A 16,447-nucleotide genomic window follows, 5' to 3' on the forward strand; every position below is an offset into this window, starting at 1 on the left:
TCTAGGTATTATAATATAAGAATGGAGTTCATTTTGGATAAAATTATAATTGAAGGTGGTAATACTCGCCTTGAAGGAGAAGTAATCATAGAAGGAGCTAAAAACGCTGTCCTTCCTCTTCTTGCTGCGACAATTTTACCAAAGGAAGGAAAAACAATTTTAACAAATGTTCCAATCCTTTCGGACGTATATACAATGAACAATGTTGTTCGTGGTTTAGATATTCAAGTTGATTTTGATGAGGCTAAAAATACTATTGAAGTAGATGCTTCAGGCGATATCTTGGATGTTGCACCGTATGAGTATGTCAGCAAAATGCGTGCTTCAATCGTTGTTTTAGGACCAATTCTAGCTCGTAAGGGTCATGCCAAAGTTTCAATGCCAGGTGGTTGTACAATTGGTAGCCGCCCAATTGACCTTCACCTCAAAGGGTTGGAGGCTATGGGTGCAAAAATCACACAATCCGGTGGTGATATTACAGCAACAGTTGATGGAAAACTTAAAGGAACAACAATCTATATGGATTTCCCATCAGTTGGTGCGACACAAAACTTGATGATGGCAGCAACTCTTGCTGAAGGTACTACAGTTATTGAGAATGTTGCTCGTGAGCCAGAAATTGTTGATTTGGCGATGCTTCTAAATAAAATGGGAGCGGTTGTTAAGGGTGCTGGTACTGAAACACTTACGATTGTTGGTGTCGACAGTCTTCACGGCGCTGAACACGATGTAGTTCAAGACCGTATCGAAGCAGGTACATTTATGGTTGCGGCAGCGATGACATCTGGTAATGTTCTCATCAAAGATGCTATCTGGGAACACAATCGTCCATTGATTTCAAAATTGATTGAAATGGGTGTGACTGTAATCGATGAACCAGAAGGTATTCGTGTGGTCGCTGATACAGCTAAATTAAAACCTGTAACAGTTAAGACACTTCCTCACCCAGGATTTCCTACAGACATGCAGGCTCAGTTCACAGCCTTGATGGCAGTGGTTAATGGTGAGTCAACAATGATTGAAACTGTTTTTGAAAATCGTTTCCAACATTTGGAAGAAATGCGCCGTATGGGATTGCAATCTGAAATCATGCGTGATACGGCAATGATTCACGGTGGTCAAGAACTTCAAGGAGCTCCTGTGATGTCAACAGACCTTCGTGCTAGCGCAGCTTTGATTTTAACAGGAATGGTCGCTAAAGGGACAACAACTGTAGGGCGTTTGAACCATCTTGACCGTGGTTATTACAAATTCCATGAAAAATTGGCAAAACTAGGTGCAAATATTAAACGTGTAAGCGAGGCTTAAAAATGACAAGTGGCTGGAAATATGTGGTAAGACAAATAGGATTAGTTTTATTGGTTGCTCTCTTAGCCTGCTTATTTTTAGCGATTGGATTGATGGTTGGATATGGTGTTATCGGAGATGGTAAAAATCCATTTTCAATTCTATCACTCGATAAATGGCAATCTATTATTGCTAAGTTTACAGGTCAATAATTAGAGCAGTTTCGAGAAACTTTGTTGTAGAATTTAGAGGTGGAATCATCGAATCTATTTTTAGGTTTGGTATTCCACTTTTTTGGTGAAAGGACGTTAATGGCAAAAAAATCAAATCTGTCTAAAAAGACAAAATCAATTATCTCTTTACTGGTTTTATTAGTTGGTATTGGAACAGGATGGGTAACGACATCTGATTCTAGTGACCCAGTCAGTCAAGTTTTATCCCTTGTTACGGGAGAATCATCATCGGTTACTTCAAATCATTCAAGTGCTAATGAATCAGCACCAAGTCAGGAATTGGCTGAGTCAGTTTTAACTGATAATGTTAAAGCACAGTTAGGCTCAACTATTGAATGGAATGGAGCAGGGGCTTATCTTGTAAATGGAAATAAAACCTCTTTGAATGCAAAGGTTGCAAGTAAACCTTATGCCAATAATAAGACGAAAGTTGTACAAGGACAGTCAGTTCCAACAGTTGCTAACGCACTTTTGAGTAAGTCAACCCGTCAATACCGAAGCCGTGAGGAAACAGGTAATGGCTCAACCTCTTGGACGCCAGCTGGTTGGCATCAAGTACAAAATCTATCTGGAACTTATAGCCATGCGGTTGATCGTGGGCATTTGCTTGGATACGCTTTAGTTGGTGGGCTAAAAGGTTTTGATGCCTCAACAAGTAACCCTGAAAATGTTGCTACTCAGACAGCTTGGGCAAATGAGGCTAGATCAGAAGATTCAACAGGACAGAATTACTATGAAGGGCTTGTCCGTCGAGCACTTGATCAGAATAAACGTGTTCGTTATCGTGTGACTTTGATTTATGATGGGGACAATATTTTAGCTAGTGGAACACATTTAGAAGCAAAATCATCTGACGGCAGCTTAGAGTTTAATGTCTTTGTTCCAAACGTTCAAAGTGGACTTACGATTGACTATTATTCTGGTCAGGTTAGTGTGAATTAATTTGGCTTGACCTTGTCAAATGGTGAAAAATTTGCTAGAATGAGGAGTAAATTGAATAGTGTCTTATGAGACTAGTAACCTTATGGCAGTTTAACAGGGAATGGAAGTCGTGACTGGAAGCTTCCTAGATGAAAGTTTGGCGAATTCACTCATGATAAAGACGATGAATTAAGGTCTGCTAGTCAGATAAAAAACGGATGGTACCGCGTGTCAACGCTCCGCTATTGGAGTATGGCACGCTTTTTTCGTTTTCAATTAAATCGGGCTTGACCCAAGGAAGGAAATTTAATGGATTTACAAGCGCAGTTAGAGGAATTAAAATCATCTACGCAAGCTAAATTGGCTGAAATGCGTGGGAACAATGCAAAAGAACTTCAAGAATTACGTGTTCAAGTTCTTGGTAAAAAAGGATCATTGACAGAATTGTTGAAAGGTTTGAAAGATCTTTCTAAAGAAATGCGTCCAGTTGTCGGAAAACAAGTCAATGAAGTGCGTGACGTTTTGACAAAAGCTTTTGAAGAACAAGCTAAAATTGTTGAAGCCGCTAAAATCAAAGCACAATTGGAATCAGAAAGCTTGGATGTGACTCTTCCAGGACGTCAAATCAATCTTGGTAACCGTCATGTCTTGTCACAAACAAGTGAAGAAATCGAAGATATCTTCCTTGGTATGGGATTCCAAGTTGTTGATGGTTTTGAAGTTGAATCAGATTACTACAACTTCGAACGTATGAACTTGCCTAAAGATCACCCAGCACGTGATATGCAAGATACTTTCTACATCACTGAAGAAATCTTGCTTCGTACACACACAAGTCCTGTTCAAGCTCGTACACTTGATAAACATGACTTCTCTAAAGGTCCATTGAAAATGATCTCACCAGGACGTGTGTTCCGTCGTGACACTGACGATGCAACTCACAGCCACCAATTCCACCAAATCGAAGGTCTTGTTGTTGGTGAAAATATTTCTATGGGTGACCTTAAAGGAACTCTTGAAATGATTATCAAGAAAATGTTTGGTGAAGATCGTAAAATCCGTCTTCGTCCATCATACTTCCCATTCACTGAACCATCAGTAGAAGTTGACGTTTCATGTTTCAAATGTGGCGGTAAAGGATGTAACGTATGTAAGAAAACAGGTTGGATTGAAATCCTTGGTGCTGGTATGGTACACCCTCGTGTTCTTGAAATGTCTGGCGTTGACTCAGAAAAATATTCTGGATTTGCTTTTGGTCTTGGTCAAGAACGTATTGCAATGCTTCGTTATGGTATCAACGATATTCGTGGCTTCTACCAAGGCGATGTCCGTTTCTCAGATCAATTTAAATAATCATTATTAAGAAAAAGAATTGGAGGTCATCATGGCAGAAATCAGAGTTGAAAAAGTGACCTTGGATAAGTTGGATGTGCTACAGAAACTTAGCATCGATACTTTTCGTGAAACTTTTGGTTTTGATAACACCGAGGAAGAACTTCAACAATTTTTCGATGACAATTACACTTTAGAGCAACTTGAAAAAGATGTGACAGATGCTGAATCTGATGTTCGCTTTGTTTTGGTTGATGGACGTGAAGTCGGTTTTATGAAAGTCAACTGGGGAGCTGCACAGACTGAGCATGAGTTAGAAAATGCTTTTGAAATTCAACGTATTTATATTCTTAGTGAATGTCAGGGTTTGGGCTTAGGTAAAAAATTATTTGAGCTAGCGCTTGATATGGCTAAAAAAGGTGGATTTGATTGGGCTTGGTTAGGTGTCTGGGAAGACAACGTTAAAGCGCAAGGATTCTATCGTAAATATGGTTTTGAGAAATTTTCAGAACACTCATTTGAAGTTGGCGATAAAGTCGATACAGATTGGCTTATGAGAAAAGCCTTAAAAGAATAACAGTAGAAAGGGATAAAGAAGCTTGCAGGTCAATTAAACTTTGACTGCGAAAGCTTTTAACACATTATTATGTTAGTAAGTTATAAATGGTTAAAAGAGCTTGTCGATGTTGATGTTACAACTCATGAGCTTTCTGAAAAAATGTCAACTACAGGGATTGAGGTTGAAGGAGTATCAACACCATCTGAAGGTTTGACAAAATTAGTTGTTGGTCATGTTGTATCTTGTGAAGATGTTCCTGAAACACACTTGCACCTTTGCCAAGTAGATACTGGTGATGACGAATTGCGCCAAATCGTTTGTGGTGCTCCAAATGTTACTGCAGGAATTAAAGTAATCGTTGCCGTTCCAGGTGCTCGTATTGCAGACAACTACAAAATCAAAAAAGGTAAAATCCGTGGTATGGAATCTCTTGGTATGATTTGCTCACTCCAAGAACTTGGTTTGCCAGAATCAATCATTCCAAAAGAATTTTCAGACGGAATTCAAATCTTGCCAGAAGATGCTAAACCAGGTGACAGCATTTTCCCATACCTTGATTTGGATGATGAAATCGTTGAATTGTCAATCACACCAAACCGTGCAGATGCTCTTTCAATGCGTGGTGTAGCTCACGAAGTAGCAGCTATCTACGGAAAAGAAGTTCACTTTCCAGAAAAAGAAGTTAAAGAAGTTTCTAAAGCTGCTAAAGATGTTATCGATGTTGCAATCGAGTCTGACAAAGTCTTGACTTACAAAGCACGTGTCGTTGAAAACGTGACTGTTAAACCAAGTCCACAATGGTTGCAAAACCTTTTGATGAACGCTGGAATCCGTCCAATCAACAACGTTGTTGACGTGACAAACTATGTTCTATTGTACTTTGGTCAACCAATGCACGCCTTTGATTTGAACAAATTTGAAGGAAATAAAATTGTTGCACGTAACGCGCGTGAAGGTGAAAAATTAGTCACTCTTGATGGCGAAGAACGTGAATTGATTGCTGAAGATCTTGTTATCACAGTTGCTGATAAACCAGTTGCACTTGCAGGTGTCATGGGTGGACAAGATACTGAAATCGACAGCGATTCTAAAAATGTTGTTCTTGAAGCTGCTGTCTTTGACGGTACATCAATTCGTCGCACAAGCGGTCGTTTGAACCTTCGTTCTGAAAGCTCAGCTCGTTTTGAAAAAGGTATCAACTATGCAACTGTCGATGAAGCTCTTGACTTTGCAGCAGCAATGCTTACAGAACTAGCTGAAGGTGATGTTCTTGCAGGTCGTGTTGAAGCTGGTTCAGTACCAACTGAAGATGTTGAAGTATCAACTACACTTGATTATGTTAACGTTCGTTTGGGAACAGAATTGACATATGCTGATATCGAAGATGTCTTTGCAAAACTTGGCTTTGGCTTGTCAGGAAATGCTGATAAATTTACAGTTTCAGTACCACGTCGTCGTTGGGATATTGCTATCCAAGCTGATTTGGTTGAAGAAATTGCTCGTATTTATGGTTACGAAAATCTTCCAACAACATTGCCACAAGCAGCTGGTACTGCAGGTGAATTGACAGCAACTCAAAAATTGCGTCGTAAAATGCGCTCAATCGCTGAAGCAGCAGGTTTGTCTGAAATTGTATCATATGCTTTGACAACACCTGAAAAAGCAACTGAATTCACATTGCAACCAAGCAACTTGACTGAATTAATGTGGCCAATGTCAGTAGAACGTTCAGTTCTTCGTCAAAACGTTGTTTCAGGTATGCTTGATACAATTGCTTACAACGTTGCTCGTAAGAACAGCAACTTGGCTATCTACGAAATTGGTAAAGTCTTCGAACAAAAAGGTAATCCAAAAGAAGACCTTCCAAATGAAATCAGCACATTTGCATTTGCCATTTCTGGTTTGGTAGCTGAAAAAGATTTCCAAACAAAAGCTACACCAGTTGATTTCTTCTATGCTAAAGGTATCGTTGAAGCAATCTTTAACAAACTTGACTTGACAGTTGATTACGTTGCTGAAAAAGGTCTTGATAGCATGCATCCAGGCCGTACAGCAAGCATTTACTTGGACGACAAATTAGTAGGTTTTGTTGGTCAAATTCACCCACAAACTGCTAAAAACTACAACGTTCCAGAAACTTATGTTGCTGAATTGAACTTGGATGTTATCGAAGCTGCTCTTGAAGCTGATAAAGCATTCGTAGAAATCACTAAATTCCCTGCAGTTTCTCGTGATATTGCTTTGCTATTGCCAGCAGCAACAACTCACAAAGATATTGTCACTGCAATTGAATCAGCTAAAGTGAAACGTTTGACTGATATCAAACTCTTCGACGTGTACGCTGGTGCAAACATTGCTGAAGGTATGAAATCAATGGCTTACAGCCTAACATTCCAAAATCCAAATGACAACTTGACTGATGAAGAAGTTACAAAATACATGGATAAAATCACTAAAGTCCTTGTTGAGCAACTCGGAGCAGAAGTTCGTTAATTGCTAACTTGTACAGTAGGCTATTTGGGTTAATATAAATAAACCACCGCTGCAAAGTGGTGGTTTTTGTTTTGTCAGAAATCCAAAGGCACTTAGAATTTGATATAATAAAACTATCTACTGCATGACGAAGGATTATTATGAAATTATTATATACAGATATTCAGTTTGATATGACTGAGATTTTAACGAAAGAGGCAATTGAACAAGCAAAAGCAAATAAGCGAGTTTTTTACATTGCCCCAAACTCTTTGTCTTTTGAAAAGGAAAGAGCGGTTTTAGGACTTTTGCCTGAGCAGGCTTCTTTTGCAATTACTATTACGCGTTTTGCTCAGATGGCACGTTATTTTGTCTTAAATGAGTCACAGACAACAGAAACAATTGATGACAATGGTTTAGCCATGATTTTTTACCGTGCGCTTTCACATTTTTCTGATACAGATTTGAAAGTCTTTGGACGTTTAAAACAGGATACTAATTTTATCAAGCAGTTGGTTGACTTGTATAAAGAGTTGAAGTCGGCTAATATGACTGTGCTTGATTTGAATGGGCTTCAATCTGAGGAAAAGCAAGAGGATTTGGTGAAAATTTTCTTGGCTGTCAATGATATTTTGTTAGCCAATCAGTATGATACTCAGTCAAAAATTGCTTTTTTTGCTAAGCAAGTTGAATCAGGGCACTTGGACAAGGCTCTTGAAAATGTAGCACTTGTCATTGATGGTTTTACGCGTTTTTCAGCAGAAGAAGAGCACTTGGTTAGCTTACTTGAGCAAAAATGTGCGCAAGTTATTATCGGAACATACAGCAGCCAAAAGGCTTATAAGGCAACCTTTACAGCGGGAAATGTTTATCAAGCTAGTTTGGATTTTTTGCGTTCTTTAGCGATGAAATTTCAAGCGCAGCCACATTATGTTGAGAGTTCTCAACAATCACACGAAGCTTTTGTTAAGTTATCAAAATTATTTGAAGCTAAGCATGATTTTACAACAGCAGAGTTAACCTTGACAGATGATGATAAGCAACACTACGCTATCTGGGATGTGATCAACCAAAAAGAAGAAGTTGAACATGTGGCTAAGGCGATTCGTCATAAGCTTTATGAGGGTTACCGTTATAAAGATATCTTGGTTCTTTTAGGTGATGTGGACAGCTATCGTCTTCAAATCGGAAAGATTTTTGACAAGTATGAAATTCCATATTATTTTGGGAAAGCAGAGTCGATGAGTGATCACCCGTTGGTGCATTTTATTGATTCTTTGGAGCGCGTGAAACGCTATCGCTTCCGAACAGAAGATGTTATCAATCTCTTGAAGACGGGGCTTTATGGACAATTCAAGCAAGATGATTTAGACCTTTTCGAGCAATATTTGATTTATGCTGATATTAAAGGACAAAGCAAGTTTGCAAAGGAATTTACGGTTAACTATAAAGGAAAAGAGCACTTAGCTTTTATGAATCGAATGCGCGAGCAAATCATGGCGCCTTTGCTTACGCTCTTTAAAGCACAAAAGCAGCTTGGTTCAAGTTTGCTTGAAAAATTAATGACTTTCTTGCGTGTTATTAGTCTTCCAGACAATCTTGAAAGCATGGTTGCCACTTTCCCAGAGATTGAGCAAGAAAAACACGAGCAAGTTTGGCGAACATTTACAGGAATTTTAAACCAATTCCAAACGATTTTCGGTAAAGAAAAATTGTCTTTGGATGAATTTTTATCGCTGGTCAGAAGTGGTATGCTTGCTGCTCAGTACCGTGTCGTACCTGCGACTGTCGACGTTGTTTCGGTAAAATCGTATGACCTTGTCGAACCACATACGAATAAATTTGTTTTTGCACTCGGTATGACGCAATCACATTTTCCTAAAATTGCCCAAAATCGCAGTTTAATCTCAGATGAAGAACGTGCCAAGGTCAACGAAAACACAGATGAAAACCAACGCTTTGATGTCATTAGTCGTGAGAACATCAAGAAAAATCACTTTGCAGCCCTTTCGCTTTTCAATGCTGCAACAGAAGAATTGGTTCTTAGTTTGCCACAAATTGTTAACGAATCAGAAGACAAAGAATCATCATATCTTGCTGAGCTAGCTAGCTTTGGTGTGCCTGTTTTGAAAAAAGGTCGCAATCGTTTATCAGCAAATCTTGAAGACATCGGAAACTACAAGGCGCTGTTGTCTCGAGTGATTGAGGTTAATCGTTTGGCGATTGAAGAAGAACGTGAGCTCAGCAAAGAAGAGCAAACATTTTGGTCTGTTGCTGTTCGATATCTTCGAAAAAAACTTGAGACACAAGGTATTGATTTGCCATTGATTAAAGATAATATGCAGACTAAGCCAGTAGCTTCTGAAGTTATTGAGACTCGTTTCCCGAGTGATAAGCCAATTAATTTGTCATCATCAGCTGTGACAACTTTCTATAATAACCAGTACAAGTATTTCTTGCAGTATGTTCTTGGCTTGCAAGAAGTTGAGACGATTCATCCGGATGCTAGAAACCATGGAACATATCTTCACCGTGTCTTTGAACTTGTCATGAAAGATGAGTCTGATCAGCCATTTGATACTAAGTTAAATCAAGCTATTCAAAAGACTAATTCTGAAGATGAGTTTAAATTTGTCTATGAAGAAGATGAAGAAAGTCGTTATTCTCTGACCGTTTTGGAAGATATTGCAAGAAGCACGGCAAGCATTTTGAAAAATGATGCTCAGATTCAAGTTGAAAACGAGGAAGAGCCGTTTGAATTGATGATTGCAAATGCAGTGCGCATTCGAGGTATTATTGACCGTGTTGACCGCTTGAGCGATGGCAGTCTTGGTGTGGTTGACTATAAATCAAGTCACAATACTTTTGATATTCAGAAATTCTACAATGGTTTGAACCCGCAATTGGTGACATATATGCAGGCTTTGCGTGATAAAAAAGGAAGAAGCGAGTCAGATAAAATTTTTGGTGCCATGTACCTTCACATGCAAGAACCCAAAGTTGATTTGTCAGCGGTAGCAACGACAGATAAAATTTTGGAGAATTTGTCAAAAGAGCTACGCTATCGTGGCCTATTCTTGGACGAAGAAAAAGGTTATCTATCAAATGGAAATTATCATTTGAATGATTCTGTTTACACTCAAGAAGAGCTCGATATTCTTCTTGCTTACAACCAAAAATTATTTATTCAAGCAGCAGAGCAAATCAAAAAAGGACATTTTCTGATTAATCCATACAGCGAAGATGGCAAGTCTGTCCAAGGTGACCAGCTAAAAGCTATCACACGCTTTGAAGCCAATCGCCACATGCCATACGCGAGAAAATGGTATAAACTACCAAGAAAAGAAAGACGTCAAGGCTTTTTGAGTCTAATGCTAAAAGAAGAGGAGGAAAAAGATGAACTTTAAGCCGTTTTTGACATCAGAAGAGATTTCCTTTTTGCAAGCTCAAGAAGCAAAGTCATCAAGCAAACAAAAACGCACGCCTGAACAGATTGAAGCGATTTATAGTTCTGGCAATAACATTTTAGTCTCAGCCTCAGCGGGTTCTGGTAAAACCTTTGTCATGGTTGAGCGCATTATTGATAAGATTTTACGTGGTGTCACTGTTGACCAGCTTTTCATCTCTACTTTTACTGTTAAAGCAGCAGGTGAGTTAAAAGAACGTCTTGAGAAAAAAATTAGTCAGGTTTTACAAGTAACCACAGATAACGACACAAAAACATATTTGAATGAGCAATTGCTAGGTCTTCAGACAGCTGACATTGGGACAATGGATGCCTTCACGCAAAAATTGGTTAACCAATATGGCTATACGCTTGGTATTTCGCCAACTTTCCGTATTATGACTGATAAGAGCGAACAAGACCTTGTCAAAAATGAAGTATTTGCAGATTTATTTTCTGATTATATGCTTGGTGAGAACCAAGACATTTTCCGTAAATTGGTGCGTAATTTTTCAGGAAATCGCAAGGATAGCTCAGAGTTTAGAGAAATCGTTTATAAGATTTATGACTTCAGTCAAGCTACGGATAATCCAAAAAAATGGATGTCTGAGGTATTTTTAAAAGGGGCTAAAACTTATACGGATTTTTCTGCTATTCCAGACCAAGAAGTCAATGACTTTCTAAGTTGCTTACATGATACGGCAAATCATTTGCAGGATGTGACGGACTTAGAGGATTATAAGCAGGTTACAGCTAAGGGGACACCTACTGCCAATTATAAAAAACACTTGAATATGATTGAGCATTTGCATGAATGGGCAATGCATTTTGAGACGCTTTACGGGCGTGAAGGTTTGGGACGTCTGGCTTCTGATGTGGCGGATTTAATTCCATCTAGCCCAGCTGTGACAGTTGCAGGAACGAAATATCCTGTCTTTAAAAATCTACAAGGGCGTTTGACCGGGCTTAAACACCTAGAGACGATTTTTAATTATCAATCAGAAAGTCTTCCTTTATTGGAATTATTGCAGAATTTTGTTCAAGATTTTTCTGAGCAATATTTACAAGCCAAAATCCAAGAAAACTCTTTTGAATTCTCAGATATCGCACATTTTGCGATTGAGATTTTGGAGGAAAATCCAGATATTCGTAAGCTTTATCAAGATAAGTACCACGAAGTGATGGTCGATGAGTACCAAGATAACAACCACACGCAGGAGCGCATGTTGGAATTGCTATCAAATGGTCATAATCGTTTTATGGTGGGAGATATCAAGCAATCGATTTATCGTTTTCGTCAGGCTGACCCACAGATTTTCAATCAAAAATTCAAAGATTTTCAAGAAAATCCTGAGCATGGAAAATTAATTTTGCTCAAAGAAAATTTCCGTAGCCAATCAGAAGTTCTAGATGCAACAAATAGCATTTTTACACACTTGATGGACGAGTCTGTTGGTGAGATTTTGTATGATGGCATGCATCAACTTGTTGCAGGAAGTGATGCTCAGAAAGAAGCTCACCCCGAAAATGAAACAAAAGTGCTCATTTACGACACTGATGAGGCAAATGGTGCTCCAGAAGGTGCTGAAGAAGAGTCAATCAATCCAAACGAAGTCAAGTTAGTCGCAAAAGAAATCATTCGTTTGCATAATGAGGAACACGTTCCGTTTGAAGATATTACTCTTCTAGTTTCGCTTCGTACGCGAAATAATGCGATTTTGCAGACCTTTGAACATTACGGGATTCCTTTGGTAACGGATGGTGGCGAACAAAATTATCTCAAATCGGTTGAGGTCATGGTGATGCTTGATACGCTTAGAGCACTTGATAATCCGCTTAATGATTATGCCCTAGTTGCTCTGATGCGCTCACCAATGTTTGCCTTTAATGAAGATGATCTAGCTAGACTAGCACTTCAGACTCTTGAAGATGAACACAAGGCTAATCTTTATCAAAAACTCGAACACGCTTTGAGTGGCACAGGTGAGCACGCTGATTTGATGACGGCAGCTCTTCAGAATAAATTGAAAGATTTCATGGACTGTCATGCAAGCTGGCGTGAATTTGCCAAATGGCACTCGCTTTATGACTTGATTTGGAAGATTTATAATGAGCGTTTCTATTATGATTACGTTGGAAATCTGCCTCGTGCAGAGCAACGTCAAGCCAATCTTTATGCGCTTGCCCTTCGTGCCAATAATTTTGAACGAGGCGGCTTTAAAGGCTTGTCACGCTTTATTCGTATGATTGACAAAGTTCTTGAGAGTGAAAATGATTTGGCAGATGTTGAAGTGGCACTGCCTAAAAATGCTGTAAACTTGATGACCATTCACAAGAGTAAGGGACTTGAGTTTAAGTATGTTTTCATTTTAAATCTTGATAAGAGATTTAGTATTCAAGACATGACTTCGCCTTTGATTCTGTCACGCCAAAATGGAGCAGGTATCAAGTATTTAGCTGATATGCGAGAAGAGTTGGAAACTGATTATTTCCCAGCAGTAAAAGTCAGCATGGATACTATGCCTTATCAACTGAACAAACGAGAACTGCGTTTAGCAATGCTATCTGAACAAATGCGTCTGCTTTACGTTGCAATGACTCGTGCAGAAAAGAGATTGTATTTAGTCGGAAAAGCAAGTGCAGAAAAATTAGTGGACAAATACAGTGGAAAATCAGAAAATAACCATATTCCAGTATCTGAGCGTGAAACTTTCATGACTTTCCAAGACTGGATTCTTGCTATTTATGATACTTACAAAAATTTGCCATTTAAAGTTGAATTTGTCACAGACGATGATTTGACAGAGGAAAAAATTGGTCAAATTGAAATGACGTCTGCTATTAAACCAGATGACTTGAAAGATAATCGTCAGACAGAAAATATTGCAGAAGCCTTGGATAGGTTAGAGGCTGTAGAAAAGCTAAATACTGAATATAAGGCTGCGATTAATCTGCCAAGTTTGAGAACACCAAGTCAAGTTAAAAAACTTTATGAGCCAGTTATGGACGTTGATGGTGTTGATGTCATGGCAAAACCATATCAAGCTAAGCCGACGTTTGAGCTTCCAGATTTTTCAAAGAAAGCAAAAGTAGAAGCGACAGCAATTGGTTCTGCGATGCATGAACTCATGCAGAGAATTACACTATCAGAGCAAGTGACACTTGACGATATCACATCAGCATTAGCACAAGTTTCAGCTGAAGATGATGTCAAATCACGTATTCGTCTTGAGCATGTGCTTGATTTCTTTGAAGGTTCAGAGCTCGGACAAATGATTCAGAAAAATGTTGATAAAATTTATCGTGAAGCTCCATTTGCCATGTTAAAAGAAGACCCAGAAAGTAACGAAAAATTTGTTGTACGTGGGATTGTCGATGGTTATCTTTTGTTCGACGACCGAATTGTTCTGTTTGATTATAAGACTGACAGATATACTAACAGCGAAGACATCAAAAAACGCTATCAGGGACAAATGGCTCTTTACGCCGAAGCCCTTAGCAAGTCTTACCATATCGAACAAGTTGACAAATACCTTGTTTTACTTGGCGGAGAAAACTTAGAAATAGTTAAACTGTAATTTAAAAGCGACCGATAATCGGTCGCTTTTTGTATAGTATTGTTATTGTATATAGAAAAATAAAGGTGAGTTTTTTGATTAATTCCAGAATTTAGCAGCGATTTCTTGACCTTGCTTGATTTTGGCCCATTGTTGTGGAATGGCTAGCTCATTTCCTGAGTCACATGATGCAAAGCCACATTGATGTGAAAGGAAAAGGCGTTCTTTTGGAATAATCTTGCTAGCTTCTTCGAGCATTTTAAGTGCACGTTCTTCGTCATCAAGTTCAGTTGTTTTACTTGAAAGAAGTCCAAGCACAACTTCAGCATCAGAGTCTTTCAAACTTTCAAGTGCTTTAAGGTCACCAGAAACTTCGCTATCCCACTCTAGGAAGAAACGGTCATAGTGTTGGTCTTTCAAGAATTTTGTAGCGATAGCTTCATAAGTTCCACCAGCAGCAGAACGGCTTTCATAGTTTCCACGGCAATTGTGTGTCCAAACTTTAAGTCCAAGCTCGTGACCATAATCAGCCACTTCATTGTTGACTGAGATGAATTCATCAGCTAGATTAGCAAGGGCACTATTTCCTTGAGCAAAGAAACCGGCTGGGTTTGTTTCATCAAAAAGTTCCCAAAGACAATCGTCGAATTGGATGATTTCACCACCAGCTTCTTTGTACTCTTTCAAGAATTCTTTATAGGCACTGATAAGACCAGCTTTTAATTCTTCGTTAGTTTTGTAAACTTGATTTTCACCAGCTAGTTTATTGAAAACAGTGAATTCTGTGTAAGCATGGGCAGGTCCCCAGATTGTTAGTTTTGTGTCAGTTTCACCAGCTTCTTCTTTAAGAAGTTTGTAAATATCTAGGAAGTGGTGATTTTTGCCAGAAAGTGGTTCTGTGATACGGATACCAATATCCTTACGTGTTTCAAAATGACCGCCATCATGGTCTTGGAAAGTGTATCCGTGGTCAGCGATGTAACGTTCAATACCTTTTAAGCCCCAAACGAAATCAAGGTGCCACATAGATTTTGAGTATTCGCCGTCAGTTAGGACATCGATACCTGCCGCTTTTTCTTCAGCGATAACTTTTTTGATATCAGCTGTTTCTGTTTCTTTGTAGCCTTCGAATGCATCGTAGAAAGGATATTTGATATCATCACGGTGTTCGATAGCGATTTTGTATTCGCGTAAATCTGCTGGTCGTAAAAGTGAACCAACTAGTTGAAATCTTGATTTAGCCATTTTCTATACCTCGTTTATTTTTTGTGACTCCTATTTTAGCTGAGCTTTTCAGTTTTGAAAAATAGTTATTTATATGGGGTAATGTATAGTTATAAACTATAACTGAAAAAATATGTTTTTCTATGAAAATGACAGAAAATTTGGTAAAATAAGAAAAGACTGACAATTTTTTACGGGAGATTTATAATGGATATTTGGGAGAAACTGTACGAAGCAGCAAAAAATGACTATAATCCACATTATGTGACGCCTTTTATTTATTCAAATCATGTTGTTGCAGCAATTGAAGCAGAAGATGGACAGATTTTCACAGGTTACTGTTTTGAAGCTACGTCTGGTGTATTTCATCTTTGTGCGGAACGAGCTGCAGCATTTAATATGTTCCAGCAATCTGGTCAAACGACCATAAAGCGTATCATTGCCTTTCGTGATAAAGCGCCAAATGGTGGTGGTTCAGGTATGCCTTGTGGTGCCTGCCGTGAATTTTTGATGCAATTGTCACCTAAAAATAAAGATTTGGAATTTATGATTGACTATGACAAGCGTGAAACCATTACACTTGGTGAGTTGATGCCAAATTGGTGGGGAGAAGAGCGCATGGCAGCTGGTATTGAGGATTTAGATTAGTCACAAGTAAAGATAAGCGAGGTAGAGGATGCGAGATAATCATTTACACACACATTTTTCATATGATTCAGAGGCTCAGTTTGAAGATTATTTAACTCATTATGATGGTGATATTGTGACAACAGAGCACTATGATTTGTCAAATCCTTATACTAAGCAAGATGATGTGCCGGATTATGACGCTTATTCGCGTGAAATAGCTGAGCTTAATCGAAAATATGGCAATCGTATCAAAAAAGGAATTGAAATTGGCTATTATGAGCCACGTGAAGATGATATTATTGCTTATTTAGCAGATAAGGACTATGACTTAAAATTGTTATCAGTTCACCATAATGGGACAAATGATTACCTTGATGATGAAGTGGCAGATATGGATAAAGCGGAGATTATTCAAGAATATCTGGATAAGTTGGAGTATGCTATTGGGCGCGTGGATGCGGATGTTTTAGCGCATTTTGATTATGGCTTTCGAATTTTTGATATGACAGTCGAGGATTTAAAAGTTTATGAACCTCAATTAAAGCGTATCTTCCAGAAAATGATTGACCATGATTTAGCTTTTGAGTTAAATAGTAAATCCATGTATTTGTATGGCAAAGAAGAGCTTTATCGATATGCACTAAGTCTAGTAAAAGAACTTGGTTGCCATAAATATTCCATTGGTTCAGATGGACACAAATTAGAGCATTTTCGTTTGGCGTTTGATAAGATTCAAGCATTATTGGATGAATTTGGCATTGAAGAGTGGGAGATTTTGTAAAGGGAA

Annotated in this window: 11 protein-coding genes; 10 read left to right on the forward strand and 1 reads right to left on the reverse strand. The window is 38.5% G+C overall.

The window, feature by feature from the left end; all coding sequences use genetic code 11:
• Positions 1 to 33: 33 nt before the first annotated feature.
• From murA to addA, 8 genes are all read left to right on the forward strand, one after another.
• Positions 34 to 1,308 (forward strand): UDP-N-acetylglucosamine 1-carboxyvinyltransferase, encoded by a 1,275-nt coding sequence (gene murA / locus ACN0NP_RS08175; protein ID WP_021142002.1) that lies wholly within the window; start codon positions 34 to 36, stop codon positions 1,306 to 1,308.
• 2 nt (positions 1,309 to 1,310) lie between these two features.
• Positions 1,311 to 1,499, forward strand: coding sequence for a DNA-directed RNA polymerase subunit beta (locus ACN0NP_RS08180; protein WP_024344337.1), 189 nt, complete (start codon positions 1,311 to 1,313; stop codon positions 1,497 to 1,499).
• A gap of 99 nt (positions 1,500 to 1,598) precedes the next feature.
• Positions 1,599 to 2,462: a DNA/RNA non-specific endonuclease gene (locus tag ACN0NP_RS08185; protein WP_074863517.1), complete on the forward strand. Its 864-nt coding sequence runs from the start codon at positions 1,599 to 1,601 to the stop codon at positions 2,460 to 2,462.
• A 288-nt stretch (positions 2,463 to 2,750) separates the two neighbouring features.
• The gene (gene pheS / locus ACN0NP_RS08190; protein ID WP_027967999.1) at positions 2,751 to 3,794 is read left to right on the forward strand and encodes a phenylalanine--tRNA ligase subunit alpha; all 1,044 of its coding nucleotides are present in this window, start codon (positions 2,751 to 2,753) and stop codon (positions 3,792 to 3,794) included.
• Positions 3,795 to 3,825: 31 nt separating this feature from the next.
• Positions 3,826 to 4,350: a GNAT family N-acetyltransferase gene (locus ACN0NP_RS08195; RefSeq protein ID WP_021142007.1), complete on the forward strand. Its 525-nt coding sequence runs from the start codon at positions 3,826 to 3,828 to the stop codon at positions 4,348 to 4,350.
• Between the two features lie 69 nt (positions 4,351 to 4,419).
• Positions 4,420 to 6,825, forward strand: coding sequence for a phenylalanine--tRNA ligase subunit beta (gene pheT / locus ACN0NP_RS08200; RefSeq protein ID WP_423217133.1), 2,406 nt, complete (start codon positions 4,420 to 4,422; stop codon positions 6,823 to 6,825).
• 140 nt (positions 6,826 to 6,965) lie between these two features.
• Positions 6,966 to 10,211: an ATP-dependent nuclease subunit B gene (gene rexB / locus ACN0NP_RS08205; protein WP_423217134.1), complete on the forward strand. Its 3,246-nt coding sequence runs from the start codon at positions 6,966 to 6,968 to the stop codon at positions 10,209 to 10,211.
• A complete protein-coding gene (gene addA / locus ACN0NP_RS08210; protein WP_423217135.1) occupies positions 10,201 to 13,827 on the forward strand; it encodes a helicase-exonuclease AddAB subunit AddA in 3,627 nt (1,208 codons plus the stop codon). The genes rexB and addA overlap by 11 nt, the downstream gene beginning before the upstream one ends.
• 78 nt (positions 13,828 to 13,905) lie before the next feature.
• On the opposite strand, the gene ACN0NP_RS08215 is transcribed toward addA, so the two are convergent.
• Positions 13,906 to 15,051: a cobalamin-independent methionine synthase II family protein gene (locus ACN0NP_RS08215; RefSeq protein ID WP_074533900.1), complete on the reverse strand. Its 1,146-nt coding sequence runs from the start codon at positions 15,049 to 15,051 to the stop codon at positions 13,906 to 13,908.
• A 186-nt stretch (positions 15,052 to 15,237) separates the two neighbouring features.
• Between ACN0NP_RS08215 and ACN0NP_RS08220 the strand changes: the two genes are divergently transcribed.
• Positions 15,238 to 15,678, forward strand: coding sequence for a cytidine deaminase family protein (locus ACN0NP_RS08220; protein ID WP_021142019.1), 441 nt, complete (start codon positions 15,238 to 15,240; stop codon positions 15,676 to 15,678).
• A gap of 28 nt (positions 15,679 to 15,706) precedes the next feature.
• Positions 15,707 to 16,441 (forward strand): PHP domain-containing protein, encoded by a 735-nt coding sequence (locus tag ACN0NP_RS08225; RefSeq protein ID WP_074629677.1) that lies wholly within the window; start codon positions 15,707 to 15,709, stop codon positions 16,439 to 16,441.
• Positions 16,442 to 16,447: the final 6 nt, after the last annotated feature.

It is taken from the genome of Streptococcus equinus (genome assembly GCF_049393805.1).
Taxonomy (GTDB): Bacteria; Bacillota; Bacilli; order Lactobacillales; family Streptococcaceae; genus Streptococcus; species Streptococcus equinus.

Excerpts from the sequence above, each read along its gene's own strand:
- ACN0NP_RS08180 (WP_024344337.1), top strand. The coding sequence starts at position 1,311 with ATGACAAGTGGCTGGAAATATGTGGTAAGACAAATAGGATTAGTTTTA.
- ACN0NP_RS08185 (WP_074863517.1), top strand. The coding sequence starts at position 1,599 with ATGGCAAAAAAATCAAATCTGTCTAAAAAGACAAAATCAATTATCTCT.
- pheS (WP_027967999.1), top strand. The coding sequence starts at position 2,751 with ATGGATTTACAAGCGCAGTTAGAGGAATTAAAATCATCTACGCAAGCT.
- ACN0NP_RS08195 (WP_021142007.1), top strand. The coding sequence starts at position 3,826 with ATGGCAGAAATCAGAGTTGAAAAAGTGACCTTGGATAAGTTGGATGTG.
- pheT (WP_423217133.1), top strand. The coding sequence starts at position 4,420 with ATGTTAGTAAGTTATAAATGGTTAAAAGAGCTTGTCGATGTTGATGTT.
- rexB (WP_423217134.1), top strand. The coding sequence starts at position 6,966 with ATGAAATTATTATATACAGATATTCAGTTTGATATGACTGAGATTTTA.
- addA (WP_423217135.1), top strand. The coding sequence starts at position 10,201 with ATGAACTTTAAGCCGTTTTTGACATCAGAAGAGATTTCCTTTTTGCAA.
- ACN0NP_RS08215 (WP_074533900.1), bottom strand. The coding sequence starts at position 15,051 with ATGGCTAAATCAAGATTTCAACTAGTTGGTTCACTTTTACGACCAGCA.
- ACN0NP_RS08220 (WP_021142019.1), top strand. The coding sequence starts at position 15,238 with ATGGATATTTGGGAGAAACTGTACGAAGCAGCAAAAAATGACTATAAT.
- ACN0NP_RS08225 (WP_074629677.1), top strand. The coding sequence starts at position 15,707 with ATGCGAGATAATCATTTACACACACATTTTTCATATGATTCAGAGGCT.